The sequence below is a fragment of the Nocardia carnea NBRC 14403 genome (assembly GCF_000308515.1).
GTDB lineage: Bacteria > Actinomycetota > Actinomycetes > Mycobacteriales > Mycobacteriaceae > Nocardia > Nocardia carnea.
In genome coordinates this window covers 20,869-44,513 of record NZ_BAFV01000033.1, presented here as the reverse complement: position 1 = coordinate 44,513, position 23,645 = coordinate 20,869, and the positions used below count along the sequence as shown (strand labels likewise).

Genomic DNA, 23,645 nt, shown 5'->3' with positions numbered 1-23,645 from the left:
CGGGCGCGGACCGCCGCCGCCCGCACTCAGGTGGTGATGTGCGCGAAATACCGGTTCGCCGGTCCGAGCGCGCGCCGTTGTCGTTCAGTCGCCGCCACCCGCGTATGCCTGGATCACATCGAGTCGCTTGACCTTCCCGGTGGCGTTACGGGGTAGCGGTTCGGTCGTGATCTCCCACCGCGTGGGCACCTTGTAGCGTGCGATCCGCTCGGCGACGAACGCATTCAGCTCCGCGGCAGCCACCGCATCTGCTGCACCGGTGACCACCACCGCGCACACTTCCTGGCCGAGGTCCGCGTGCGCGACACCGAGCACGGCGCATTCCCGTACCGCGGGGTGTTCGCTCAACGCGTTCTCGACCTCGATCGGATACACGTTCTCCCCGCCGCGCAGGATGAGATCGGAGCGGCGGCTGCTCACCCAGAGGTAGCCGTCGTTCATGGTGCCCAGATCGCCGGTGTGCATCCAGCCGTCCGCGGCGATCGTGGCTGCGGTGGCCTCCGGGTTGTTCCAGTAGCCGAGCATCACCAGCGGGCCGCGCAGGCAGATCTCGCCTTCGGTCCCGTCGGGCACCGGCGCACCGTGTTCGTCCCGGATCTGCACGCTCATCGTCGGTACCGGGGTGCCGACGGTTTCGGGGCGGGCCTGCAGATCGGCCGCGGTCGCGAAGGTCGCCGCCGTGGAGGATTCGGTGAGCCCGTAACTGGTTCCCAGCGACCTCGCGGCGACCGGCAGGACCGTCCGTAGCCGTTCCTTGAACGACGCGGACGAGGGCGCGCTGTTCACCGAGATCATCCGCAGCGACGACAGGTCGTATCCCGACAGGTCGCCGTGTTCCAGGAGACGGTGCAGCATCGTCGGCACCGCACCCCAGTTCGTGACACGTTCGGTTTCGATGAGCCGCAGCACCCGGTCGATATCGAAACGGCCGGTGTGGATCACCGCGGTATCGCCGAACGCGAGCCGGGGGACGGCGAGATTGTGCAAGGCAGCGATATGGAACAGCGGGGTGGCGAGCAGGAACCGCCGGGCGCCCGGGGGGCTGCCCATTTCGGCGGCGACGGCGTCGTTCAACCGGTAGAAGTCGACCGCGGCGATCATGTTCCGATGCGAATGCACGGCGCCCTTGGGGCGTCCGGTGGTGCCGCTGGTGTAGAGGATGACCGCCGGATCGTCCTCGTCGATCTCGGTTTCCGGTAGCGGCGTACCGGGCGCGGCCGTGGCCAGCCGCGGAATATCCGTCTCGATCGACAGCACAGGGGGCTCGATCTCGCCCAGCAGGGCCCGGCGCGCTTCGTCGGCGACGACGATCTTCGGGGTGGAATGCTCGATCCCGTAGGCGATTTCGCGGGCGGACCACATCGAGTTCATTCCGACGGTGATGGCGCCGAGCGAGGTCGTCGCCCAGAACGTGAGAATCCATTCGGCGCGGTTGGCGGCGAGGATCGCCACGCGGTCGCCCTTGCCGATCCCGTAGGTGGTGCGCAGTGCTTCGCTCAGCGATGCCACGCGGTCCAGATGTTCGGCGAAGCTCCAGCGGGTTTCGCCGCTGACGAGGTATTCGCTGTCGCCGTAACGGGCCGATTCGATCAGCAGCTCCGTCAGGGCACGCCTGCGATGCCGGAACACCGGCATGGCAATACCCCGGACCGGCTCCCGGGCGATTTCGAGATCGGCGCCGAGCGCGGTGAGACGGGCCTTGACGGCCGCGGGGGGCTCGGGTGTCGTCGATCGATCGGACATGGGGAAGATCCCTTTCCTCGGAGACCGCAGCGGGGCGGTGAATGTACTACGGCGGATCGGTCAGCGAACGGTCAACTGACCACCGTCGACATTCCAGGATTGGCCGGTGACCCAGCCGGCCTGTTCGCTGGCGAGAAAGACCACCGCCCAGGCGACTTCACGCGCGTCCCCGACCCGCTGCAGCGGCAGATTCGCCTCGACATAGTTCTGCCACGCTTCCGCCGACAGATCGTCGAGCCGGCTGGTCCCGGTCACCCCGGGGCAGACCGCGTTCACCCGGACCCCGGCGGGACCCAGCTCCTTCGCCATCGACGAGGTCAACGCCTGCACACCGGCCTTGGAGGCGGCATAGGCCGCAGTGTTCGCGCCACCGAGTTTCCCGGCGATCGACGAAATATTGACGATACTGCCGCCCGTACCGTGCTCGACCATGGCGCGGGCGAACGTACGACTCACCAGGAAGGTGCCCCGCAGGTTGACCCGCATCACCGCATCCCATGCCTCGGTGGGAAGGTCGAGCACCGGCACCCGGTCCCCGGCGCGCGCGGTGGCGGCATTGTTCACGACGATATCCACGCGCCCGTAGTCGTCCAGTACCTGCCGAACCAGGGTGTCGACTGCCTGTTCGTCCGCGATATCGCAGACCGCCGCAGTAGCGCGGCGCCCCAGTGCGCGGATCTCGTCGGCGACCGAGTCGATATCGCGCCAGCCGCCGGCGCGTTCTTCCTCGGTGTACCGGCTGCGTCCGGTGCCCGTGACGACCACATCGCATCCGGCGCGGGCCAGCGCCAGCGCGGTTTCGCGGCCGATGGATCGCTTCCGGCCGGCGCCGGTGACCACGGCCACCTTGCCCTCGAACCCGGTGAGCTGCATGGTGTCAGACCCTTTCGATAATGGCACCGGAGACCATGGCGCCACCGGCGCAGACGGCGACGAGGGCATGCTCGCCGTCGCGGCGTTCGAGCTCGTCGATCGCCGCCCCGACCAGCCGGACCCCCGAGGAGCCCACCGGATGTCCCAGCGCGATCGCCCCGCCGTTGACGTTCAGCCGGTCCTCGTCGATCCCGTGGGTGCGCGCCGCGGACAGGGCGACCGCCGCGAATGCCTCGTTGACCTCGACGACGTCGATATCGCCGAGTGACATCCCGGTGCGGGCCAGCAGATGTTCGATCGCCAGGACCGGGCCGTCGAGCAGATAGGGGACCTCACTGCCGAGCAGGCACTGCCGGACGATGCGGGCGCGCGGCCGCAACCCCAGCGAACGCGCGAGGTCTTCGTCCATGAGCACGGCGGCCGCCGCACCGTCCGAGATCTGTGATGCGGTCCCGGCGGTGTGCAGACCGCCCTCCAGAACGGGAGCGAGCGCGGCGAGCGCCTCCAGGGAGGTATCCCGCAGCCCTTGGTCGCGGGATACCGTGCCGGGCGCGGCCCCGTCGCCGCCCGGGACCTCGACGGGAATGATCTGCCGGTCGAACCGGCCTTCTTGCCAGGCCCGCGCGGCGCGCTGCTGGGAGCGCAACCCGAATTCGTCGAGATCGGCGCGGGTGAAACCGCGACGGTGCGCGATACGGTCGGCGCCGACGAACTGTGTGGGCAGATCCAGCGACCAATCGCCGGGACGGGGCCGGCCGACGTTATCGGGGATGTTCGACAGCAGCGGTACCCGCGACATCGCCTCGACGCCGCACGCCATACCCGCGTCGATCACCCCGGCGGCGATCTGGGCCGCCACGATGTTCACCGACTGCTGACCGGATCCGCACTGGGCGTCGATGGTGGTGGCGCCGGTGCGCTCGGGTAGTCCCGAATACAGCCATGCGGTCCGGGTGATATTCGCCGACTGCTCACCGGCCTGGGTGACGCAGCCACCGACGACCTGTTCGATCAGCGCGGGATCCAGCGCCAGCCGGTCCAGGATGCCCTTCTGTACCGCCCCGAGCAGTTCGGCGGCGTGCAGCCCCGACAACCATCCGCCACGGCGGCCGATCGGGGAACGCGCGGTATCGACGACAACCGGTTTGCCCATGGGAGTCCTCCTTGACCGAAAAATGAAGGTGCTGCCCTCTCGATCGATAAGGACTGCTGAAACACGATTCTATCCAACCAAGCACTTGTTTGGTAGCCGGTTCACGGAACAACTCCGGCGATTCCCGCCGCGAACAAGCCACAAGACCGTGCACTTACTCCCGCAACGACAAAATCTGCTGCTCCAGCTCCGGATCGTCACGTAGCTCCGCCCGGACCGCGGCCTCCCAGAATCCGTGGAACCCGTTCCCGTCGCTGCGGCGTTGCCGGTCGATCCACCAATCGGGGAGTGCCGACTTCTCCGGCCCGCGGGCCGCCCGCACCATCCACGCATTCTTCGCCCGCTGCTCCAGCGCCACCGCCCGCAGGAACACCGCTCGCGCGGTACTGCCGATCACCAGGACACCGTGCCCGCCGAGCAGCGCCAGATCGGCGTCGCCCACCGCCGCGATCGCCGCGGTCGCGGCCTGCGCACTGTTCACGGCACCCGCGTATTCGTCGACCACGACCAGTTCCCCGCCGCCGAGACTCGAGCTCTGGTCGTAGGCCGGGGGTACTTCCGCGAGATCGCCCCAGATGGTCCCGAATTCGGGATGGTTGTGCACCACGAACTGCACATCGGGTCGTGCGTGGTGCAGGGCGAGATGCAAGGGAATACCCAGCGGTACCGGCCACTCCCCTTCGAGCAGAGTCCCGTCCAGGCCGATCCGGAGTACATCGCCGGGGCCGAACTCCTGCCAGGTCAGCAGCCACGGATTGCACAGCAGCGTGCCGTCACCCATATTGCGGGTGATGTGGCCGGCCAGGTGGTCGCGATACCCCTCGCGCCACAGGGCACGCGCCAGCAGCACGATCTCCTCGGCCGGTGTGAGCTCGGGAACGAGCCGGTCGGCGCTCGGGCGGAAAACCATCCGAACCTCCTCAGTCCCGCGGCAGCACGATATCGGGCAGCGGATGGCGATAGAGCTGTGCCGCGTTCTCGCTGCACATCTTCCGGAGTTCGGGTGCGGGGATCCCGGCCCAGTACTGTTCGATCACATCCTGGGTATGCGGCCATGTGCCGTCGCCGTGCGGGTAGTCGGTCTCGAGCATGATGTGGTCGACGCCGATCACCTCACGCAGGGCGATCGTGGACGGATCGTCGAGGGTGCAGAACCAGAAGTTGCGGCGCAGGATGTCGGCCGGGCGCTCCGCCCAGCCCAGGCCGTAGCCGGAACGATCGATGATGTTGTTCAACCGGTCGATCAGCATCGGCACCCAGCCGATACCGCCTTCGCTCATCGCGATTTTCAGCGTCGGATGGTCCTTCGGATATCCCGACCACAACCATTCGCTGCACGCCCCGAGCGAGAGCTGGCCGAACATCGTGGCGCCCAGCTGGAGGCCGGGCGCGCCCTGCGGGTAGGAGTACATTCCCGAACTGCCCACGTGCAACGAGATCACGGTGTCCGTTTCGACACAGGCGCGGATGATCGGATCCCAGAAGTCGCGCTCCCACAGCGACGGAAGTCCGATCGCGTGGGGTCGTTCGGGGAGGGTGACCGAGGTGAATCCGCGGGCGGCGTTGCGCTCGGTCTCGGCGACGGCCTCCACCGGGTCGCCCAGGTAGGTGATACCGCCGGGGATCACGCGGGACGGATAGGCCAGATACCACTCGTTGTAGAGCCAATCGTTCCAGGCCCGCACGGCCGCCTTACCGACTTCGCGGTCCGCGGCGAAAGCGAACACCCGGCCGCAGAAACCGGTGATCTGGGACGGGAAATTGAGCATCGCCCAGATACCGCCGAGATCCATATCCTCGACCCGGGCGTGGATGTCGTAGCAGCCGGGGCGCATCTGCTCGAAACGGAACGGCTCGTACTTCACCGATTCCGAGCGCCGCCCGGCCACCGCGTTCATGCCCACCTGGGAGTAGGTCTTGCCTTCGAACTCCCAGATCTGTGCGCCTTCCGCGGTCTCGCGGATCTGCGGACCGCGCTCCCGCAGCGCGGCCGGCATCCAGGTTTCGAACAGATGCGGCGGTTCGACCACATGGTCGTCGACCGAGATCACGGTGTAGCGGACGTCCGCGGGATCGGGTTCCGGATCGAACAATTCGGGATCGAGTTGCTGCTGCGGTGCTGCCACGGCGTTCTCCTCCACACAGCGGTGCGCTACCGAAAACGGCCCACACCCTTGACTGAAGTATCTCTATACGATACCTTGGTATTTCTTATTGATACTAAGGTAGGGGTGATCCACATTCCGGTCAAGACTCTGAGCGGACTGCTGCGCGGTCTACAGGTGGTCGAAGCGATCGCCGCGGACCAGCCCGCCGGGCTGACCGAGCTGTGCCGGACGCTCGGCGAGGACAAAAGTGCGATGCAGCGCGTCCTGGCGACCCTGCACGAAGCCGGATGGATCCGGCCGCTTCCCGATTCCCCGCCGCGATGGGAACTCTCGGCGAAAATCGTCACGATGGCGGGTCAGGCACACAGCACGTCCTCGTTGCTCGACCGCGCACGTCCAGTACTGGCCGCCCTGCGCGATACCACCGGAGAAACCACCCATCTCGCACTCCTCGAAGGCGGGAAGCTCGTGGTCGCGACCGTCGCGGACGGTACCCATACGGTGCGCACCGCCCTACCGATCGGCCAGGTCCACCCGCCGGAGACGAGCGCCGCCGGGCGCGCGATCTTCGCGCACCTCACCCCCGCCGAACGCATCGACCGCGCCGGATCGGCCGAAGCGCTGCCCACCGCTACGGAATACGACCGGATCCGCACGCGCGGGTGGTCGCTGTGCGAGGGCGCGGTACAGCACGGTTCGACCAGTATCGGCGCGGCGATCTTCGATATCGGCGGAGCACCCCAGGGGGCGATCGTGGTCAGCGCGCCCGATACCCGGCTCACCCCCGACCGGTACGCGCGGACCGGGGAACTCGTCCGGGATGCCGCACGCCGGTTGAGCGGGTCGGCTCAGGCGTAATCCGCGAGGACGAGCCGGATCACGTCCTCCACATTCCGGAGCGCCTCCGCGAAACTGATCCGCCCCGACGTCCACGAGGTGAGCGCGGTGAACATGGTGCCGCCGATGGCCAGCGAGGCCACCCGGGCCGTTTCCGGCGGCACCCCCTCCAGGAGGTCGAACAGCGCACCACGGTTGGCGGTGGCGCGCTGATCCAGGGTCTCGATCACGTACTCATCCGTGGACGAGAACAGCTCGATCTCCAGCCGGGCGAAATGCGGGCCCCGCTGGAACGCCCGCATCTCCCGCCGGTACAGGCCCAGCACGCGTTCGCAGATACTGCCGCCGTCCTTCGGGCCGGGCGCACGGCGTTCGGCTTTCAGCTTCTCCGACAGCCGGTTGTTCCAGCCGAGCATCGCCGCCGCCAGCAACTGCTGTTTGGCGGGAAAATAGCGGTACAGGGTGCCCAACGCCACCCCGGAACGTTCGGAAACCTCCCGCATCTGGATACGATCGGGTTCCATCTCGTGCAGCATCTCGATCACCGTCTCGGCCAACCGGCTACGGCGTCCCAGCTGGCCCGCAGTCATCGATTCGGTGGTCATCGGCAACTCGGCCCCACGGGAGGTCACGGCGGTGATACTAGCCGGACGGGTGGCACCCGCCGTCACTGCGTCCGCTCCCGCGGCAGTCCGAGAATGCGCTCACCGATGATGTTGAGCTGGATCTCCGCGGTACCGCCGCCGATCAGCATCGCGGGTGTCGAAAGGTACGCCGCGAGCGTCCGTCCGGCCTCCCCGGACGTCTGTGCCGCGGCAGGACCGGCCCATTCGATCATGGTGCGGGACAGCTCGACCTGATGTTGCGCCGACAGGTATTTCAAGACATTGCCTTCCGCGCCGGGTTCCAGGCCCGAGATCCGTTTACGCAGAGCGCGGCGGCCGAGCGCATCCAGCGCCCCCGAGGTCGCCGTCACCGTGCCGAGCGCGGGCAGGGCGGCGGCCCGCGCCGCGGCGGGTAGCTCCGCCACGGCGGCGACCGGATCGAGCCGGATCCGCGCGCCCACCGCACCGGACCCCATCGCGATCCGTTCGTTGCCCAATGTGGTGCGCGCCAGCCGCCAGCCGTCCCCGGGCGCGCCGACGAGGCAATCGTCCGGTACGAAAACGTCGTCGAGGAACACCTCGTTGAACATCGACTCGCCGTTGGCTTCCCGCAACGGCCGCACCTCGATACCCGGTGTGGTCATATCGATCAGGAAATAGCTGATACCGGCCCGCTTCGCGGCGCTGCGGTCGGTACGGGCGAGGCAGACGGCCCAGTGCGCCTCCCGGGCATGCGAGGTCCACACCTTCTGGCCGTTGAGACACCAGCCGCCGCCTACCTTTTCCGCGAAGGTCCGCACCGCCGCGAGATCCGATCCGGCGCCCGGCTCGCTGAACAGCTGACACCATTCGATCTCGCCACGCAGTGTCGGGCCCACCAGCCGTTCCCGCTGGGCATCGGTGCCGTGCTGCAGAATCGTCGGCAGCGCCCACTCCCCGATCACCGTGGTGGGTTGCGCCATCCCCGCCCGCCGGAACTCTTCGGCGATGATCACCTGATCGGCAGCATCGGCGGCGCGACCGTAGGGCGGTGGGTAATGCGGAGCCACCAGGCCGTGGCCGGCCAGGATCCGGCGCGTAGTTCGGTCGTCGGAGTTGTCCGGATCCGTCGCTTCCGCGATCGCCGCCGCGACCTCGGCCCGCAAATCCGGCCGGTCCTCGACCCCCACGGCGGGCGCCCGCTCGGTGTTCAGGGCCAGCTCACCGGCCCGGTAAGACCAGTCCTGGTGCGGACCGAGCAGCGTGAACAGGCCGGTGGCGCGCCGCCAGTACAGGTGCAGGTCGTGGTCCCAGGTGTTGCCGATACCGCCCAGGACGGTGAGTGCATCCAAGGCGATATCGGCAGCCTCGGGCAGGCACTGCACAGCGGTCCGTGCCGCGGCGAGCGTGCTCTGCGGGCCGTCCGGCCCGTCCTCGTCCGCCGCGCACGCACCGTCCCATGCCGCCGCGGCCAGAAGTTCCACGCGCAGGAACAGCTGGGCACATTTGTGTTTGACGGCCTGGAACGATCCGATCGGGCGGCCGAACTGTTCACGTACCTTCGCGTACGCCACGGCGGTGTCCAGGCACCAGCGGGCGATGCCGACGGCCTCGGCGCTGAACAGGACGGCGGCCAGATCGCGGACGTGGTGGGTGGAGCAGGACAGAACATGGTCGGCCGGGACCACCAAGCCGTCGAGCTCGAGCCGGCCGAGATCGCGGGTGAGGTCCACGCCCGGAACCTGCTCCCGGGTGATACCGGGAGAATCCGGCGGGACGGCGAACCAGACAGGGCCCTCCGGGCCGGATGCCCCCAGGACGAGGATATCCGCGCCCACACCACCGAGAATCGGGCCGCTGAGACCCGAAACCCGCAGGCCACCGCCGGCCGCCGTGGCCACCGGACCCGTCGCGTCGAGCGCGCAGGCTCCGGTGGCGCCGTCCGCGAACCGGGTGAGCAGATCGCGGCGGGCCGCGGATGAACCGTGGCGATCCACGAGCGCACCTGCCGTCACCGTGGGCAGCAGGGGGCCCGGGATCAATCCGTGCCCCGCGGCGTCGAGCGCCACCGCGAGCTCGACGATCCCGGCTCCCCCGCCCCCGAACTCGGCGGGCAGATGGATCGCGGGAATACCTTGACGGCACAGCTTGTCCCAGATCGGCGGGCGTACGCCCGCGGCCGAGAGGTCGAAATGTTCGCGGGTCAGCGTGGTCGGCGCCGCCTGCGCGGCCAGCGCGGATATCGCCGCCATCAGATCGGTGTGTTCGGTGGTCAGCCCCACACAACTCGTTACCATCCGCGGCTAACCTTCCAGCTTCAGAACACGGCGCGCGTTCCCGGCCAAGAATTTCGGCCATACCTCGTCGCGGAACGGCACAGCCGGCATCTCGTTCGCGATCCGTTCCAGCGATAACCCCGCCGGGAAATACCCGGCGTAGATGATCTTGTCCGCGCCGCGCGTATTGGCGTAGTCGATAATCGCCTTCGGATAGTGCTTCGGCGCGAACGCGGAGGTCGAATAGTACAGATTCGGCCATTTGAGCATCAGTTTGACGGCCAGATCCTGCCAGGGCTCGCACCCGTGCCTGGTCACGAAGACCAGTTCGGGGAAATCGAACATGACCTCGTCGATGAGTTCGACATGCTGCACCGCCGCCTTCAACCGCGGACCCGGAATTCCGGCGCAGGCGAAGATCGGGATATCCAGTTCCACACATTTGGCGTAGATCGGATACATCTGCGGGGCGTTGAGCGCGACCTGCGGAAACGTCCCGGCAGCAAAAGAACTCACCGAACGGATCCCGAACTCCTCGAATTCGGCTTCCATCCGACGCAGGGTTCCCATGATGTCGTTGGGGTCCACGGCGCTGCCCTGCGGTACGAAACGGTCCGGGTACTGTTTCACCGCCCGGCGCCCCGACTCGCCCGCGACACTGACCATTCCCATCGATACCCCGTGGCGGTCCATTTCCCGCAGCGTCACCTCCACGGGATCATCGGTCGGCAGATCCTGCGGTACCCCCTTGAACATGTACTCGGCGGGAAAAGAGAACTTCTCCTTGCTTTCCCGATCCTTCGTCTGCCGGGTGATGAAGTCGTACTCGTTCTTCCCGGGCTCACGGAAACCGATATGGGTATCGATAACCGGGAGCCCGGCCCGGAAACCGCCGCGCGCCTCCTGCCCGCCGGTCATGCGCGCACCGCCGCGGCGAACGACTCACGCAACAGCACATCGTTCGGTTCATCGGGCAGTTCCGTCAGCGGCTGCGCCACCTCCGCCACGGTCGGACCGTACTCCGCAGCCAGCGGCGCCAGAGCGTCGAGATCGAAATCGTACAAGTCGGCCGCATTGCAGGCGAGCATCTGCCGCAGCTCACCGGGGTCGACGTCGTGCATCACCTGCCGCAGGCATTCCCGGGTGAACGGGTAGGTCCCCTCCGAATGGGGGTAGTCGCTACCCCACATGAACTTGCCGGCACCGAGCACCTCACGGGCCGCCATATCTTCCGCGGACGGCATACTCACACCGATCCAGCAGTTGCGGCGGAAGTACTCGCTCGGGCGCAGCGGCAGCTGTTCATCCCGGCCGTACACGAGCTCACCGATCCGCCCGGACCGTTTGATCCGGTGATCGATCAGATCGAGCTCGCGCACCAGGCGCGGGGCCCATGCGCATCCCTGTTCGGACATTGCAAACTTCAGGTTCGGGAAACGTTCGAAAACTCCGGACAGAATGAACTGCACCAAGGGTCGCTGCGCGTAGAACGAGACTTCGGTGATGTAGAGCAACCCGGCTGTCTTGTACCGCCCGTAATCGGGCAACCCGTTACCGGCGTGGCTGTTCACCGGGACGCCGAGCTCTTCACACGCCCGCCAGATCGGGTCGTAGACCGGGTCGTACAGCGGTTTCACCCATTTCACATCGGGTGCCACATTCGGAATCAGGATGCCGCCGCGCAGACCGTTCTCCTTGATCCACTGCACATCCTCGACCGCGCGGTCCACATCGTTGAGGAAGATCTGGCCGACACCGGCGCGCTGTGCGGGAGAATCGGCGCACCAGTCGGCGAGCCAGCGGTTGTGCGCGCGGATACCCGCGAGCCGGCGTTCGAAGTCCTCGCTGTCCGGCGGCGCCGCCATCACGGCCGCACTGGGAAAGAACGGTGGGACGGTGTTCGGGTAGATGACCTCGGCGACGACACCGTCGGTCGCCTGTTCGTTGATCCGGCGGTCGCTGTCCCAGTTGCGGGTGCGGCCGTCGTCCTGCAGATCCCGGTACGGGTTGCGGTACCGGTTGCGCCACGCATCGAATTCGTCGTGCCACCGGGGGTCGAGGTACTCGCGGTAGGTGGCATGGTCGGCGCCCGCATGGCAGTCGGCGGAGATGAGCGTGTACCGCTCGCCGGAGTCGGCAGGATGTGCAGCCATCGGATCCTCTTTCTACGTCATTATTGAAACCCAGTTCTATTTCTAGAACCCGACCATACGTCACACACTGCGCCCACACACCAGTTTTCACCCACTTTAAAGAATCGGGTTCTATTTTACCGTTTTACCGCCCGGATGGATACCGCGCTGCAGCCCCGGACACCGCGGCCGCGGGGAGCGCCGATCGCCCGGCACCGGAAGCCGACCCGCCCGACCGGATCGAACCCGGCCACGCGGACCGCGCTGCCGGTAAGCGAACACCGGCAGCGATAAGCTCGGGCAGCTGGGCTCGTGTCGGCGACAACCTCTCGGAGGCGGCTGTGCACAGACGTCGGTTGACGGCTCTCGGGGCCGCGGTGGCGACCGCCGCCGCACTGGCCACCGGATGCGGGATCGAGGAGCCGGTCCCCGGGGCCACGACCAGCACCAGCGCGGCCGCACCACAGCCCGCCCGCGCACCGGGGATCACCATTCCCGACGGGCGCGTGGAACATATCGTGGACCGGGTCGATCAGCGTGCGCAGGAGCTGATGACCAGTACCGGCATCCCGGGTATGGCGGTCGCCATCGTCGCCGATGGCGAGGTCGTCTACCAGGAGGGCTTCGGGGTCCGCGAGGTGGGCACCGAGCAGCAGGTGGAGCCCGAGACCGTGTTCCAGCTGGCGTCGATGTCGAAACCGGTCGGGGCGACAGTGGTGGCCCACGAGATCGCCGCCGGGCCCCTCGAATGGGATACACCGATCCGGCAGCTCGCGCCCTGGTTCGCACTGAACGATCCCTACGTCAGCGAGCACGCGACCATCGGCGATCTGTACGCGCATCGCTCCGGGCTGCCCGACCACGCCGGGGACAAGCTCGAGGACCTCGGATTCGACCGGGCGCAGATACTGGAGCGGTTGGGGCTGCTGCCGCTCGCACCGTTCCGGGACTCCTACGAATACACCAATTTCGGGTTGACGGCGGCGGCCACCGCGGTCGCCGAGGCGGCGCACACGGACTGGGCCGACCTGTCGAAACGCTCGATCTACGAGCCGCTGGGAATGACGGCCACCAGCTCCCGCTACGCCGATTTCGCGGCAGCCCCTGATCGCGCGGTGGGACATTCCCGCGTAGGCGAGGACTACCGGCGCACCGACCCCCCGCGGGAGCCGGACGCGCAGTCACCTGCCGGCGGGGCCAGCTCGTCGGTGGCGGATATGGCGCGCTGGATGACGATGGTCCTCGGGAACGGGTCGTACGAAGGCCGGGAAGTGGTCGCGCCGGAAGCTTTGCTGCCCGCGGTATCACCACAGGCCGTATCGTCACCGCCGGAAACGCCGGATGCGCGCACCGGTATGTACGGTTTCGGGTTCAACGTCGGCACCTCGGCGGCCGGCCGGGTGGTGCTGAGCCATTCCGGGGCGTTCAACGCGGGCGCGGCGACCGCGTTCACGCTGATCCCGTCGGCGAATGTGGGGATCGTGACCCTGACCAACGCCGCACCGATCGGGGTGCCGGAAACCCTCAACGCCGAATTCGCCGATCTGGTGCAGTTCGGCGAGGTCCGGGAGGACTGGTGGGGGCTGTACCAGGAGGCCTTCACGCAGATCGAGGGACCCACCGGTGAGCTGGTGGGTAAAGAGCCCCCGCCGAATCCGGCGCCCGCGGGGCCGCTGGACGATTATGCGGGGGTGTACGGAAACGACTATTTCGGCCCGGCCGAGGTAGCGGTGGAGGGCGACCACCTGCTGCTCACCCTGGGACCGCGAAAGGTGACCGTACCGCTACGCCATTGGGACGGCGACACATTCGCCTTCTCCCCCACCGGCGAGGCCGCGAACCCGGGAACGATATCGCAGGCGCGCTTCGACGGCGACCGCTTGTGGCTGGAGTTCTACGACTCCGACGGATTCGGCACTTTCACCCGCTGACCGGGGAACGACTGCCCCGGCCACCGGCGGCGTGATTCACCGCCGGTGACCGGGGCAAGTTCTCCGGCTCGGTCAGCTCCCGACGTAGGCCGCCAGGTGTTCGCCGGTGAGGGTGGAGCGGGCGGCGACCAGATCGGTGGGGGTGCCTTCGAAGATCACCCGCCCGCCGTCGTGGCCCGCGCCGGGACCGAGGTCGATGATCCAGTCGGCGTGCGCCATCACCGCCTGATGGTGTTCGATGACGATCACCGATTTACCCGAGTCGACGAGCCGGTCGAGCAAGCCGAGCAGATTCTCGACATCGGCGAGGTGCAGGCCGGTGGTCGGTTCGTCGAGGACGTAGATCCCGTCTTTCTCACCCATCCGGGTCGCCAGTTTCAGCCGCTGGCGTTCGCCGCCGGACAGGGTGGTGAGCGGTTGCCCGACCTTGATGTAGCCCAGGCCGACGTCGACCAGGCGGTCGAGGATCTTGTGCGCCGCGGGGATACGGGCGTCACCGGCGCCGAAGAACTCCTCGGCTTCGGCGACCGACATTTCGAAGACCTCCGCGATATTGCGGCCGCCGAAGGTGTAGTCCAGGACTTCGGCCTGGAAACGCCGGCCTTCGCATTCCTCACACGGTGATTCCACAGTCGCCATGACGCCGAGATCGGTGTAGATGACGCCGGCGCCGTTGCAGGCGGGGCAGGCGCCTTCGGAGTTGGAGCTGAACAGGGCCGGTTTCACCCCGTTGGCTTTCGCGAAGGCTTTCCGGATCGGGTCGAGCAGCCCGGTGTAGGTGGCGGGGTTGCTGCGGCGCGATCCCTTGATGGGGGTTTGGTCGACCATGGCGACGTCGTCGTGCCGGGCGACGGCGCAGTCGATCAGCGAACTCTTACCGGACCCGGCGACACCGGTGAGCACGACCAGCACACCGAGCGGGATATCGACATCCACATTCTGCAGATTGTGCGAATCGGCGCCGCGGACCTCGAGCGCACCGGAAGAGGTGCGGACCGACGGTTTGAGGGCGGCACGGTCGTCGAGGTGACGGCCGGTGATGGTGTCGCTGCCGCGCAGGCCCTCGATGGAGCCCTCGAACATCACCTGCCCGCCCTCGGTACCGGCGCGGGGCCCGAGGTCGATGATGTGGTCGGCGATGGCCATCACTTCGGGTTTGTGCTCCACGACGAGCACGGTGTTGCCCTTGTCGCGCAGTTGCAGCAACAGTTCGTTCATGCGCTGGATATCGTGCGGGTGCAGGCCGATGGTGGGTTCGTCGAACACGTAGGTGACATCGGTGAGCGAGGAACCGAGATGCCGGATCATCTTGGTCCGCTGCGCTTCACCACCGGACAGGGTGCCCGCGGGACGTTCCAGTGACAGGTAACCGAGCCCGATCTCGACGAACGAGTCGAGGGTCTGCCCGAGCGCGGTCAGCAGCGGCGCCACCGACGGTTCGTTCAGATCACGCACCCAGGCGGCGAGATCGCTGATCTGCATCGAGCAGGCGTCGGCGATGCTGATGCCCTTGATCTTCGACGAGCGCGCCTCGGCGCTGAGGCGGGTACCACCACAATCGGGGCAGGTGTCGAAGGTGATCGCCTTGTCGACGAACGCGCGGATATGCGGTTGCATCGCTTCCCGGTCCTTGGACAGGAAGGATTTCTGGATGCGCGGGATCAAGCCCTCGTAGGTGACGTTGACGCCCTCGACCTTGATCTTCGTGGGTTCCTTGTAGAGCAGGTCGTTGAGCTGCTTTTTCGTGTATTTCTTGATCGGCTTGTCCGCGTCGAAGAAACCGCAGCCGCGGAAGATCCGGCCGTACCAGCCGTCCATGCTGTAACCGGGGATGGTGAGGGCGCCTTCGTTCAGCGACAGGTTCTCGTCGTAGAGGGCAGTGAGGTCGAAATCGGATACCGAACCGCGGCCCTCACAGCGCGGGCACATCCCGCCGGTGATGCTGAAACTGCGGCGCTCCCGGACGGTCTGCCCGCCCTTTTCCACGGTGACGGCGCCGGCGCCGCTGATCGAGGCGACATTGAAGGAGAACGCCTGCGGTGACCCGATATGCGGGGTGCCGAGCCGGCTGAACAGGATCCGCAGCATGGCGTTGGCGTCGGTGGCGGTACCGACGGTGGAGCGGGGATCGGATCCCATCCGCTCCTGGTCGACGATGATGGCAGTGGTGAGCCCGTCGAGGACATCGACATCGGGGCGGGCCTGATTGGGCATGAAACCCTGGATGAACGCGCTGTAGGTTTCGTTGATCAGCCGCTGCGATTCGGCGGCGATGGTACTGAAGACCAGTGAACTCTTCCCCGACCCGGAGACGCCGGTGAACACGGTCAACCGGCGTTTCGGGATTTCGACGCTGACGTCTTTGAGGTTGTTCTCCCGCGCGCCGTACACGCGGATCAGATCGTGACTGTCGGCGAGATGCGGCTCGGACGTCTGTCTACCGGTCTTCGTGGCCATACTCATCTGCTCTCCTGGTCTCCCTCTGGTGCGTGCCGCCCCGCGCGGACCCCACCGCTGTCGTCATCCGGTCGATCCAACCAGAACGCGGTGACATTTCTCGTTTCGCCGGGCCGGGTGCGCGTGGGCGCCGCCGGCCTTCCGGCGTGCCCGCGCGGGGAGCACCGGGCCCTCGTGGATCCGGCGCCCACCTGCTCGGGTATCGACGTTTTCCCTGCGGGCGCTACCACGCGATGTGGACGCGTGCCCGGGTTGTTTCAGCCGGCCTGCTGGATACGGATCATATTTCCGGCGGGATCGCGGACGGCACAGTCGCGGATACCGTACGGCTGATCGGTGGGTTCCTGGATGACTTCGACGTCACCGGCCTGGAGCCGGTCGAAGGTGCCGTCGAGATCCTCGGTGGCGAAGTTGATCCCGGCGTAGGTGCCTTTCGCCATCATCTCGCTGATGATGCGGCGTTCGTCGTCGGTGATACCGGGATCCACGGCCGGCGGGGTGAGCACGATGGAAGTACTGGGCTGGCCGACGGGGCCCACGGTGATCCAGCGCAGCCCTTCGTAGCCGACATCTTTGCGCACCTCGAAACCGAGGAGATCGCGGTAGAAGGCCAGAGCCGCGTCCGGGTCGTCGTGTGGAAGGTAGCTGGAGTGGATGGTGAGGTTCATGACGACGACGCTAGCCGCGCCGCGGTGACCTGCGCTTCTCGATTCCTGATCGGTCTTGTCACCTGTTTGGCGACACAGCTCGGCATCCCGGCCGCTTCCCCGTCGGCCTGCTGCCGGTAGGTGCTGGGCGGTACACCGACCAGTTCGGTGAAGCGGGTGCTGAACGTACCCAGCGAGGAACAGCCGACGGCGAAGCAGACCTCGGTAACGCTCATATCGCCGCGGCGCAGCAGCGCCTTGGCGCGTTCGATCCGCCGGGTCATCAGGTAGCCGTAGGGCGATTCGCCGTAGGCGAGGCGGAATTGGCGGCTGAGGTGGCCGGCCGACATATTGACGCCGCGCGCGAGCGCGGCGACGTCGAGGGGTTGCGCGAACTCGCGGTCCATCCGGTCCCGGACACGCCGCAGCAGGGCGAGGTCACGTAACCGCGGATCGGCACCGGGTTTGCTGGTCACGCCAGAAATCGTGCCACAATATGCACCCGGTTGCCCAGCCGGCAGTCCGCGCAGGCGACAGACGCGTAGACCTCGGGTGTGCACGATCATCTCAGCGGAGCAGGCTATCCATCGGTGAGTCCCTGCTGGTTCGGCCCGCTCCGGGTGCTCGATTCTCCCGGTTCGGCGCGGCGATGGCGGACGCGCCGGCGGCGGCGCGGCGGCCGGGCGCCGCGCAACGCCTCGGCCAAACGGGTGTGCGGCTGCCATTCCAGGCCGTTGGGTAGCCCCCAGCCGAACCGGACGGCGGCCAGCCGCAGCAGCAGTGAGCAGACGATGCCCGCGACGATACCGATCGCCGGGGCGCCGAGGTAGGTGCAGACGACCATGGTGCCGGCCACGACGGCCGCGACGGTGGCATAGAGACCGTTACCGCCGAATACGGCCGGCACTCGGCGCAGCAGTACATCGCGGGTGGCGCCGCCGCCGACTGCCGTGGTGACACCCAGCAGGATCGCGGGCAGCCAGCCGAGCCCCGCGGCCAGGGTTTTCTGTGCACCGGTCACCGCCCAGAAGCCGATAACGGCGGCATCGAGGGCGGTGAACAGCCGGTCCCACGCGTTTTCGCTGAGGTGGATGACGAAGGAGATGACCGTGCCGAGCACTGCGGTGGGCAGATAGGCGTAGTCGGTGAGCGCGACCGGTGGGCCCTGTTGCAGCAGAGTGTCGCGGATGATTCCGCCGCCCAGCCCGGAGACGATACCGACGACGAGGAAGCCGAACAGGTCGAGTCCCTCACTGCGGGACACCGCACCGCCGAGCATGGCGCAGGCCAGGACGCCGGCGAGATCCAGGTACCGGGTGACCTGGTCGATGGTGTCGATAGGTGCCGCCACCGGTTATCCGCCGGCCGCCAAACGCATGAGGTCGGTATCGAGATCGATACCCACTTCGCTACCGCCCGCACTGCCGAAAGTGTGCTGGTAACTATCCCAGGATTCGTCCTTCACCCGGTGCGCGAATTCGCTCTCCATGAGCAGCACCAGTTCCAGTGCGGCCCGGTCGATCCGCTTGTTCAGGTCGGTGTCGTTCCAGTCTTCGGCGGCGGCGAACAGGGAGGTGGGCACGGTCATGGTGCGCAGGAAGGCGAACAGGGCGCGCATCTGCTCATCCACGACCAGGGCGTGCCGGGAGGTGCCGGCGGTCGCGGCCAGAATCACCGGTTTGGCGATCAGCAGATCATTGTCGAGGACATGGAAGAAGGAGGTGAGCAGCCCGCTCGGGGCGGCCTTGTAGACGGGAGCTGCCACCACCAGCCCGTCGGCGGTGGCCAAGCTCTCGATCGCCGCCGTCATCTTCGGGCCCATCAGCTGCGATACCAGGGCGGTGGTGATCTCGGTGGCCAGCTCCCGCAGGTCGATCACGGTGACGGTGACCCGGGCGTCACGGCGGGCGGCCAATGCGCCGATGCGGGTGGAGATCCGGTCGGCGAGCATCCGGGTCGAGGACGGGTTGCTGGTACCGCCACTGACCACGACCAACCGGTAGGGGGCGCGTACCTGTCCATTCGATGTCATTGCTGGTTCCTGTTCGTGGTGTCGGCGAGTTTTCCGCAGATCTGTTCGAGTGCGCGCAGCTCGTCGTCGGTGAGTGCGCCGGTCAGCGCCCGTGCCACGCCGACCGCGTGCCGGCCACCCACCCGGCGCTGCCGGGCCCGGCCCTCGGCGGTGAGGGAGAGCCGGACCCCCGGCCGTCGTGCGGGTCGCGGGTGCGTTGTACGAAACCGCGTTCGACGAGCCGGTCCACCATTCGGGACAGTGCCGGCTGGGTGAGCAGAACGTGCCGGTTCAATTCGGCGGGCCGGATCGGTTCCGGGCATTTCGACAGCGTGTAGAGCACGTCGTATTCCCGCATGGTCAGCCCGTGCCAGACGTCTTCGGCGGCGAACTGCTTCATCAGCGCGGCATGCGCGGTGAGCAGCGACTCCCAGGCGTCGTTGGCCAGTCGGCTGCTGGTCCTGCTCATACCCGGGTATCCAGGTATGGGCTGGCGCCGGCGAGGTTGTCACCCTGGTTGGCGCCCGGCCGGGCCTGCCAGGGCGGGGTGTCGCCGTATTCGGCGGTGACCCGCGACCGATGGGTCGGGGCGGGCGCCGATTCCGGGTCGCGGCGCGATTCGAGTTCTTTCCGCAGGACCGGCACCACTTCCGAGCCGAGCAGCTCGAGCTGGTTCAGCACGGTCTTCAGCGGCAGTCCGGCATGGTCCATCAGCCACAGCTGACGCTGATAGTCACCGAAGGTGTCGTGGAAGGTGAGGGTTTTATCGATGATCTCCTGCGGGCTGCCCACCGACAGCGGGGTCATCTCGGCGAAATCCTCCAGCGAGGGGCCGTGGCCGTAGACCGGAGCCTCGTTGAAGTAGGGCCGGAATTCGTTCCACGCATCCTGGGATTTCTTCGCGATATACGCCTGCCCGCCGAGTCCGACGATGGCCTGCTTCTTGGTTCCGTGCCCGTAGTGCTCGAACCGCTGCCGGTAGAACTCGATGAGCTGCAGCGAATGCGCCGTCGGCCAGAAGATGTGGTTGGCGAAGAACCCGTTGCCGTAGTAGGCGGCCTGTTCGGCGATCTCCGGAGTGCGGATGGAGCCGTGCCATACGAACGGCGGTACACCGTCGAGGGGCCGCGGGGTGGCGGTGAAGCCCTGCAGCGGAGTGCGGTACTTACCTTCCCAGTCCACCACGTCCTCGCGCCACAGCCGGTGCAGCAGGTTGTAGTTCTCCAGGGCCAGCGGCAGACCGGCCCGGATGTCCTTACCGAACCACGGGTAGACGGGCCCGGTGTTGCCGCGGCCGAGCATGAGGTCCATCCGGCCCTTGGACAGATGCTGCAGCATCGCGTAGTCCTCGGCGATCTTCACCGGGTCGTTGGTGGTGATCAGGGTGGTCGCCGTGGTGACGATGAGACGCTCGGTGAGGGCGGCGATATGGGCCAGCAGAGTAGTCGGCGAGGAGGAGAAGAACGGCGGATTGTGGTGCTCGCCGATGGCGAAAACATCCAGACCCACTTCCTCGGTTTTCTTCGCGATCTGCACGATCGCCTCGATCCGTTCGGCCTCGCTGGGGGTCACGCCGGTGACGGGGTCACGCGTGATATCGCTGACCGAGAAGATTCCGAACTGCATTGATGTCACTCCCGCCGTAGGTTCTATGCATTTGCATCTACTTGAACCGAGGGGGCGGCGGGGTTATTCCGGTGCGTGCCGGGCACTGCGTCAACCGCAGGTACAGCGCGTTTCGGCGCTCAGGCGGCGCCGGGGTGCGGGGTGCGTACGGGCGCCGGTCGGGCGGTGAGCGAATCCAGATCACGGATGGCGGCGCAGCTGCGGCGGATCATGGTCGCGAACATGGCATCGCCCCGTTCGGTGGGTGTGCCGTAGGCGGCACCGAAGACCGCGACCAGCGGACCTTGCAGCGCCGCGAACCGATAGTCCTGGCGGCAGTCGTCGAGCGAGTAGCCGGTGACCCCGAGTGCGAGCAGACGCCGGTGATACGTGGTGAGGAGCTCTTCTTCTTCGGCTCGCCGGATCTCCGGATCCAGGCCGGTGGTGACGAAGTAGGCGAGGTCGCGGGCGGGTAACCCGAGGTTGACCGTCTGCCAGTCGACCGCGGTCACCACCGCCGGTTCCCCGGCGCCGAACAGGAGGTTGTCCAGGCGGTAGTCGCCGTGGACCAGGCCGAACCGTTCGGGCCGGGCGACCAGCCAGTCGGCGATCACCGCACCGCAGGCGCGCACGGTATCGCAGTCCTCCGCGGTGAGGCGATCGCCCAGGCGGTCGACGAAGAGATCGGTGGTGGGTCCGTAGAGTTCGCCCAGTGTCGCGGCTTCTTCGGGCCCGTTGCGGCTGAACCCGTCGATTTCCAGTAGCGACTGGTCGCACCAGCGCGGCGCGTGCAGGCCGGCAAGGTTCGCGACGGCCTGGTGGGCGTGCGCGACCGGGCAGCCGGCGATCTGATCGCCCTGGGCGGCGGGTGCGAGATCTTCCAGCAGCAGCACGAACTCGCTACCGTCGCCGTGGATTCCGGCGTAGTGGCAGTGCGGGGTGCGGACTGCGACCGTCGTGGCGATCTCGCGGTAGAACCGGACTTCTTGCCGGTAGGCACCGGCGAGCATCGCCCGGGTGCCCGGGTCCGCGGCGGGGAGTTTGGCCAGCAGCTGGTCCGGGACGCCGGCGCCGGTGAGCCGCAGCCGGTACACCGACCCGATCTGGCCGGTACCGACGGGTTCCGCGACTACCTCCTCGACGGGTCGGCGGAGCGCCGTGGTGAGCCATTCGGGGGTGAGTTCGGCGACGGTGGTGGGGATACTCATCGATCACTTCTCCGGAAATCGGTCCGCCGGGCCCGCGGACTTCTCGTTGCTGCGGTATTCCCGCCACGCGGTGAGCACGGGGGTCAGCTCGGCAGGTGTGTTGCCGTGCAGGATTACGCCGTCGACCCCGGCCCGGAACTGAGCGGCGATCCTTGTGGCGCAGTGCGTGGCGGTGCCGGTCGCCGAGGCGGCGAGCCATTCGCCGGGTAACAAGTCCTCGACGGCGGTGAGGGTTTCCGGGCTCGCGACCGCGTCCAGCGCCCCACCGGCTCCGGTGACCAGGGGGTGGGCTCGGAAGTCGTCGAGTACTTGCTGCTCCCAGCCATTGACCCGGACGAGGATATCGCCGTATCCCTGCAGGTAGGTGCCGAGGCGGCCGACGAGTTTCCGTAGCCGCGCGAGTTCGCCCTGCGATTCGTCCACGACGGCCAGCACGGACCAGATCCGGAGAGCCGCGGGGTCACGGCCGGCGGTTTCGGCCGCGGTGCGGATGGTGCGCACCGCGCGGGCGGTGGTGTCGTCGGTGAAGAAGGTGTGCAGGACGACGGAGTCCGCGATCTCCCCGGCGAGCCGCAGGGTGGCGGGGCCGATGGCGGTGAGGGTGATCGGGATGTTCTCGTCGTAGGACGGGTCCAGTTGCAGCAGCGGGTATTTCCCGGCAGGGCCGTCGTGTCCGAGGACGGTTTCACCGCGCCAGAGGCGGCGATAGATATCGACAGCGTCGCGGAGCTGTGCGGAGGTGATACGGGGTAGGCCGATCACGTCGAACAGGGCGTCGAAACCGCGCCCCAGGCCGAGGCTGTAGCGGCCGCGGGTGAGACGGTGCAGGGTGACCGCGCCGGCCGCAGTGACCAGCGGGTGGCGGGTGTTGTGGTTGGTGGCGGCGGTGCAGATTCGCAGGTCGGTGGTCACTGCGCCCGCGGCACCGGCGAGGGTGAAGGCTTCCTTGGTGTTGAAACGTTCCGACAGGAACAGGGTGCCCAGGCCGAGGTGTTCGGCGGTGCGGACTTCGTCGAGCAGGGCGTGCGGGTCGGTGGCGTGCCCGGCGAGCCCGTAGCAGCCGAGTTCGGGGAATTCGCTCGAACGGCGGGTGCCCGGCATGACCGCCGGCTCTCCCCGGCTACCCACGTCCCGTACCGGTTCGCTCATGCCCGCCCGGCCTGTTCACTGCTGCCGCTGATCATTGTGTGAAGTTCCTCGGGTGTCCACGGCGGGGTGTCGTTGTGGTCGCGGAAACCGAGAATGCTCGGGGTGGGCCGGTCGTAGCGGCCGACGAACCCGCCGGCGGCGACGAAGATCTGTCCGGTGACATCCCGGGCTTCCGCGCCGGCGAGGTAGAGGTAGAGCTGGGCGACGTATTCGGCGGGCGGAGCGTCGAGGGCGGCGTCCTTGCTCATTTCGTCGAGCATGCCGCGGCGATACAGCTCCATGATCTTGGCTTCGTAGGCGAACCCGCTGGACAGTCGTGTTTTCGCACCCGGGCATACGACGTTGGCGCGGACCTCGTGTTCGGCGAGTTCGGCGGCGATGGCGAGGGTGAGGCTGTTGACGGCGCCTTTACCGGCTGCATAGCCGGTGCCGCCGTAGTCGCCGAGATAGGCGAAGGAGCTGGTGTTGATGATGCTGCCGCGGCGTTGCGCCACCATTTTCGGGGCGGCGGCGCGGCAGGTGTTGAAGGTGGTGGTGAGGTGCGAATCGAGCAGGGCCCGCCAATCGCGGGTGCTGACATTCAGAATCGAGGATTCGGCGGGTTCGGCGGCGCCGGCGCAGTTGACGAGGATATCGATGGTGCCGAAGGTACGCACGCAGGTATCGACGATTTCGGTGGCGACGGTTTCGTCGGCCGCGCTGCCCGTGACGCCGACCGCGCGCTGTCCGCCGAGGGTGAGCGAGTTGACGGTACGTTCGACGGCGGATTCGTTGCGGCCGTTCACGACTACTCCGGCACCGTTACGAGCCAGGGCGTGGGCGACGGCGTGACCGATACCGCTGGTGGCGCCGACGACCACGGCGCCGCGGCCCCATAGGGATTGCTGACCGCTCATGGACCTGCTCTCGTTTCCGGGGCCGGCGACTGACC

The 23,645-nt window shown here is 67.4% G+C and carries 21 protein-coding genes; 2 read left to right on the top strand and 19 right to left on the bottom strand.

Features of this window, described 5'->3' with window-relative positions; genetic code table 11:
- Positions 1-84: 84 nt before the first annotated feature.
- The 5 genes from casG to ON22_RS11930 form a co-directional block, all read right to left on the bottom strand.
- A complete protein-coding gene (casG, locus tag ON22_RS11950; protein ID WP_033246112.1) occupies positions 85-1,743 on the bottom strand; it encodes a steroid-24-oyl-CoA synthetase in 1,659 nt (552 codons plus the stop codon).
- Between the two features lie 60 nt (positions 1,744-1,803).
- The gene (locus ON22_RS11945) at positions 1,804-2,616 is read right to left on the bottom strand and encodes an SDR family NAD(P)-dependent oxidoreductase (protein ID WP_033246113.1); all 813 of its coding nucleotides are present in this window, start codon (positions 2,614-2,616) and stop codon (positions 1,804-1,806) included.
- 4 nt (positions 2,617-2,620) lie between these two features.
- Positions 2,621-3,769, bottom strand: coding sequence for a steroid 3-ketoacyl-CoA thiolase (locus tag ON22_RS11940; protein WP_033246114.1), 1,149 nt, complete (start codon positions 3,767-3,769; stop codon positions 2,621-2,623).
- Positions 3,770-3,923: 154 nt separating this feature from the next.
- Complete coding sequence (locus ON22_RS11935) at positions 3,924-4,679, bottom strand: class II aldolase/adducin family protein (protein ID WP_033246115.1); 756 nt, start codon at positions 4,677-4,679, stop codon at positions 3,924-3,926.
- Between the two features lie 10 nt (positions 4,680-4,689).
- A complete protein-coding gene (locus ON22_RS11930; protein WP_033246233.1) occupies positions 4,690-5,895 on the bottom strand; it encodes an amidohydrolase family protein in 1,206 nt (401 codons plus the stop codon).
- Positions 5,896-6,000: 105 nt separating this feature from the next.
- Here ON22_RS11930 and ON22_RS11925 point away from each other — a divergent pair, with 105 nt between their 5' ends.
- Complete coding sequence (locus ON22_RS11925) at positions 6,001-6,735, top strand: IclR family transcriptional regulator (RefSeq protein ID WP_033246116.1); 735 nt, start codon at positions 6,001-6,003, stop codon at positions 6,733-6,735.
- Here the strand turns inward: ON22_RS11925 and ON22_RS11920 are convergent.
- From ON22_RS11920 to ON22_RS11905, 4 genes are all read right to left on the bottom strand, one after another.
- On the bottom strand, positions 6,726-7,319 hold the full coding sequence (locus tag ON22_RS11920; protein WP_033246234.1) for a TetR family transcriptional regulator: 594 nt from the start codon (positions 7,317-7,319) through the stop codon (positions 6,726-6,728). The genes ON22_RS11925 and ON22_RS11920 overlap by 10 nt on opposite strands.
- 62 nt (positions 7,320-7,381) lie before the next feature.
- Positions 7,382-9,580 carry an acyl-CoA dehydrogenase family protein gene (locus ON22_RS11915; protein ID WP_255218528.1) on the bottom strand — a complete coding sequence of 733 codons (2,199 nt, stop codon included), beginning with the start codon at positions 9,578-9,580 and terminating at the stop codon, positions 7,382-7,384.
- A gap of 21 nt (positions 9,581-9,601) precedes the next feature.
- Positions 9,602-10,492: an amidohydrolase family protein gene (locus tag ON22_RS11910; RefSeq protein ID WP_051157525.1), complete on the bottom strand. Its 891-nt coding sequence runs from the start codon at positions 10,490-10,492 to the stop codon at positions 9,602-9,604.
- The gene (locus ON22_RS11905; protein ID WP_033246118.1) at positions 10,489-11,727 is read right to left on the bottom strand and encodes an amidohydrolase family protein; all 1,239 of its coding nucleotides are present in this window, start codon (positions 11,725-11,727) and stop codon (positions 10,489-10,491) included. The genes ON22_RS11910 and ON22_RS11905 overlap by 4 nt, the downstream gene beginning before the upstream one ends.
- A 335-nt stretch (positions 11,728-12,062) precedes the next feature.
- On the opposite strand from ON22_RS11905, the gene ON22_RS11900 reads away from it, so the two are divergent.
- Positions 12,063-13,637 (top strand): serine hydrolase, encoded by a 1,575-nt coding sequence (locus ON22_RS11900; RefSeq protein ID WP_231508709.1) that lies wholly within the window; start codon positions 12,063-12,065, stop codon positions 13,635-13,637.
- A gap of 72 nt (positions 13,638-13,709) precedes the next feature.
- On the opposite strand, the gene ON22_RS11895 is transcribed toward ON22_RS11900, so the two are convergent.
- From ON22_RS11895 to ON22_RS11850, 10 genes are all read right to left on the bottom strand, one after another.
- Positions 13,710-16,100 carry an ATP-binding cassette domain-containing protein gene (locus ON22_RS11895; protein ID WP_033246120.1) on the bottom strand — a complete coding sequence of 797 codons (2,391 nt, stop codon included), beginning with the start codon at positions 16,098-16,100 and terminating at the stop codon, positions 13,710-13,712.
- A 251-nt stretch (positions 16,101-16,351) separates the two neighbouring features.
- The gene (locus ON22_RS11890) at positions 16,352-16,762 is read right to left on the bottom strand and encodes a VOC family protein (protein WP_033246121.1); all 411 of its coding nucleotides are present in this window, start codon (positions 16,760-16,762) and stop codon (positions 16,352-16,354) included.
- Positions 16,759-17,148 (bottom strand): helix-turn-helix transcriptional regulator, encoded by a 390-nt coding sequence (locus tag ON22_RS11885; protein ID WP_231508718.1) that lies wholly within the window; start codon positions 17,146-17,148, stop codon positions 16,759-16,761. The genes ON22_RS11890 and ON22_RS11885 overlap by 4 nt, the downstream gene beginning before the upstream one ends.
- Positions 17,149-17,321: 173 nt before the next feature.
- Positions 17,322-18,092, bottom strand: coding sequence for a trimeric intracellular cation channel family protein (locus tag ON22_RS11880; RefSeq protein WP_197039714.1), 771 nt, complete (start codon positions 18,090-18,092; stop codon positions 17,322-17,324).
- A 3-nt stretch (positions 18,093-18,095) separates the two neighbouring features.
- Positions 18,096-18,773, bottom strand: a complete 678-nt coding sequence (locus ON22_RS11875) for a CE1759 family FMN reductase (protein WP_033246123.1) — start codon at positions 18,771-18,773, stop codon at positions 18,096-18,098.
- 82 nt (positions 18,774-18,855) lie between these two features.
- Positions 18,856-19,221, bottom strand: a complete 366-nt coding sequence (locus ON22_RS11870; protein WP_231508710.1) for a MarR family winged helix-turn-helix transcriptional regulator — start codon at positions 19,219-19,221, stop codon at positions 18,856-18,858.
- Positions 19,218-20,378: an LLM class flavin-dependent oxidoreductase gene (locus ON22_RS11865; RefSeq protein ID WP_033246124.1), complete on the bottom strand. Its 1,161-nt coding sequence runs from the start codon at positions 20,376-20,378 to the stop codon at positions 19,218-19,220. The genes ON22_RS11870 and ON22_RS11865 overlap by 4 nt, the downstream gene beginning before the upstream one ends.
- A gap of 119 nt (positions 20,379-20,497) precedes the next feature.
- A complete protein-coding gene (locus ON22_RS11860; RefSeq protein ID WP_033246125.1) occupies positions 20,498-21,565 on the bottom strand; it encodes a phosphotransferase in 1,068 nt (355 codons plus the stop codon).
- 3 nt (positions 21,566-21,568) lie between these two features.
- Positions 21,569-22,714 carry a TIGR03857 family LLM class F420-dependent oxidoreductase gene (locus ON22_RS11855; RefSeq protein WP_081595515.1) on the bottom strand — a complete coding sequence of 382 codons (1,146 nt, stop codon included), beginning with the start codon at positions 22,712-22,714 and terminating at the stop codon, positions 21,569-21,571.
- Positions 22,711-23,610 carry an SDR family NAD(P)-dependent oxidoreductase gene (locus tag ON22_RS11850; protein ID WP_033246127.1) on the bottom strand — a complete coding sequence of 300 codons (900 nt, stop codon included), beginning with the start codon at positions 23,608-23,610 and terminating at the stop codon, positions 22,711-22,713. The genes ON22_RS11855 and ON22_RS11850 overlap by 4 nt, the downstream gene beginning before the upstream one ends.
- Positions 23,611-23,645: the final 35 nt, after the last annotated feature.